This window comes from Phenylobacterium sp. (assembly GCF_028290885.1).
Lineage (GTDB): Bacteria > Pseudomonadota > Alphaproteobacteria > Caulobacterales > Caulobacteraceae > Phenylobacterium.
Genome location: NZ_JAQGIZ010000106.1, coordinates 1 through 2,603, shown reverse-complemented (window position 1 = coordinate 2,603; position 2,603 = coordinate 1). Strand labels below are relative to the sequence as shown.

The 2,603-nt window shown below is 71.6% G+C and carries 2 protein-coding genes and 1 pseudogene; all 3 read right to left on the bottom strand.

What is annotated here, in order from left to right:
- A partial coding sequence (locus JWP28_RS07475; RefSeq protein ID WP_299541653.1) for an asparagine synthase-related protein occupies nucleotides 1-1,269 on the bottom strand: 1,269 nt, incomplete at its 3' end.
- The gene (locus JWP28_RS07470; protein ID WP_299541651.1) at nucleotides 1,269-2,297 is read right to left on the bottom strand and encodes a glycosyltransferase; all 1,029 of its coding nucleotides are present in this window, start codon (nucleotides 2,295-2,297) and stop codon (nucleotides 1,269-1,271) included. The genes JWP28_RS07470 and JWP28_RS07475, both read right to left, overlap by 1 nt.
- An 83-nt stretch (nucleotides 2,298-2,380) precedes the next feature.
- Nucleotides 2,381-2,603: pseudogene (locus JWP28_RS07465) on the bottom strand (hypothetical protein); the annotation flags it as partial.

The following is a 2,603-nucleotide window of genomic DNA, read 5'->3' as shown; positions in this document are numbered from 1 at the left end:
CCGGCGGTAGCGGCCATAGCCGCCGAACAGCTCGTCGCCGCCCTCGCCGGTCAGCACCACGGTCAGCGTCCCCTTGGCCGCCTCGGCAAGCTTGTATGTCGGCAGCGTCGCATAGTCGGCGGTAGGGTCGTCCAGCGCCCACGCCACCTGCGGCACGACCCGCCAGAAGTCCGCCTCGCCGAAGCTGGTCTCGCGCCAGTCGAGATTGAGCGCGCGGGCCACCCGCTCGGCCTGCGCCCGCTCGTCCGCCGCGCCCGGCGCCTCGAACCCGCAGGTGAAGGCGGTCACCGGCCGCTCGTTCAGGCGGGCCATTAGCGTCGCGATCGCTGCCGAGTCGATGCCGCCGGACAGGAACAGCCCATAGGGCACGTCCGACCGCTGGTGTACGCGGACGCTGTCCTCGAGCACGGCGTCCAATTCCGCCAGAAGTTGTCCTTCTCCCCTTGTGGGAGAAGGTGGCCTGCGCAGCAGGTCGGATGAGGGGTCGCGTTGGTCGTTGAGCTGCGATGACGTGGATGTCGCGGCGATGGCGGAGTGCGACCCCTCATCCGTCAGCCGGAGCCTGTCCTCGGGTCGGCCTTCGGCCGAGCCCGGGGGGCTGCCACCTTCTCCCACAAGGGGAGAAGGACGCCATGATTGCCGCCAGTTACTCACGATCCGCCCGTCGCAGACTTCCGCTACCTCGCCGGGGGCGAGTCTGCGCAGTCCCTGGAACATGGTCCGCGCGCCCAGGGTGTAGTTGAACGCCAGCAGCTCGCGGGCCGCTTCGTCGTCGAGCACGGTCTGCATCAGCCCGGCCTTGAAGAACGCCCTCGGCTCCGAGGCGAACGCCAGCCCGCCCGCGTGCTCCATGATGTAGAGCGGCTTGATGCCGAACGGGTCGCGGGCCAGCCAGGTGCGCCCGTCGGCGCCGATCAGGCACAGCGCGTACATGCCGCGCAGCCGCTCGAACGCTTTCTCACCCTCCTTGGCGTAGAGGTGCAGCAAGGGCTCGAAGTCGGAGCCGGTGCCCAGCGCGCCCTGCAGCTGGTGGTCCCGCGCCAGCTCCAGGTAGTTGTAGATCTCCCCGTTGCCGATCACCGTCGAGCCCGCGGCATGCAGCGGCTGCCAGCCGCCCTCCAGGTCGATGATCGAGAGCCGCGCGTGGGCCAGCGCCGCCCCGGCCTTTTCCTCGGTCCGAATACCGTCCGGCCCGCGGTGGGTCAGGGCCGCGATCATCTCGGGGACGCGGGCGTCGCTCCCCCCCAGCTGGCCGGCGATGCCGCACATCAGCCGACCCCGTAGTCCGCGAAGAGGGTCTTCCACTGGCTGACCACGGCGTCCTCGGAGAACTCCGCCGCCACCCGGCCGCGCCCCCGCGTCCGGAACTGTCCCGCCAGCTTCGGCTCGGCCAAGAGCTGCCGCACGCCGGCCGCCAGCGCGTTCGCGTCGTCGACCGGCACCAGCAGGCCGTCGCGCCCGTCCTCGATCAGCGCCATCGGCCCCTGGCTCGCCGCCGCCACCACCGGCAGGCCATGCGCCCAGGCCTGGATCACCACGTTTCCCAGGGGCTCGTAGCGCGAGGGGAAGACGCAGACGTCGGCCGCCCGGTAGAGCGCCGAGGGGTCGGTGCGCCAGCCGAGGAACCGCACGCGGCCCGCCACGCCCAGCGCCTGCGCCATCGCCTTCAGCTTGGCCTCCAGCGGCCCCACGCCCGCGATCCACAGCCAGGCGTCGGGCAGCTCGGCCAGCGCCTGCAGGCTCACGTCATGCGCCTTGGACTCGTGCAGCCGGCCCATGGCCAGCAGCAGCGGCGCGTCGGCCGGCGTCGCCAGACTCGCCCGGTCGAGCGGCCCGCCGTCCCGGGGCGCAGCGGCGAAGTTCGGGATGCAGCGCACCCGCCCTGCCGGCCAGCCCTGGGCCACGATCCACTCGGCGATGTCCTCGGTGTTGGCGACCAGCTCCTCGAAGCCGGCGTAGTATTTCAGGTTGTAGTAGCCGCCCAGCCGTCCGATGCGGGCCCACGGCCCCTTCGGCGTATGCCGCGCCGCCCGGTTCATCCAGGCCAGCATCAGCTTCGCGCCCTGCAGCCGCCCGTAGCCCGCCGCCGCGGTCTTGGTCAGGATGTCCAGCGGCCCGCCGAAGCCCAGCACCTTCACCGGAATGCCCGCCGCCTTCAGCGCGGCCTCGCGCGCCGCGTGTCGGCGGATGGCCGCGGACTCGACGACGCCCGCGCGCCGCAAGGCCGTCAGCAGGTCGACGAAGTAGGTCTCCGCCCCGCCGTCCCCAGCCGTCCCCAGAAGATGCAGCACGCTCATGTGTGCGGCAAACCTAGCGGGTCAGGGGCGGGGGCAGAAGGGGGCAGGGGACAGGTGCGACGTAAGGGCGGTCCGGCCGGTCCTCAGGGCAGGTCCTTGCGCGGGATCGCCGCGATCTCCGCGGGCGTCAGCTTCCGTATCGACCGGGCGATGAGCGGCTCGCGAAAGCCATGGTGATCGGACAGCGTCAGGTCGAGGTCCAGGGGCGAGCATATCCAGTCCGATCCGCGCACCTGGTTCACCAGAAAGCGGTCCCCGTCCTTGCGGACGTGGGAGCCTGGGGTCAGGTCCACCCGATAGATGTCG

Coding starts and splice junctions, on each gene's coding strand:
- JWP28_RS07470 (WP_299541651.1), bottom strand. CDS start 2,297: ATGAGCGTGCTGCATCTTCTGGGGACGGCTGGGGACGGCGGGGCGGAG.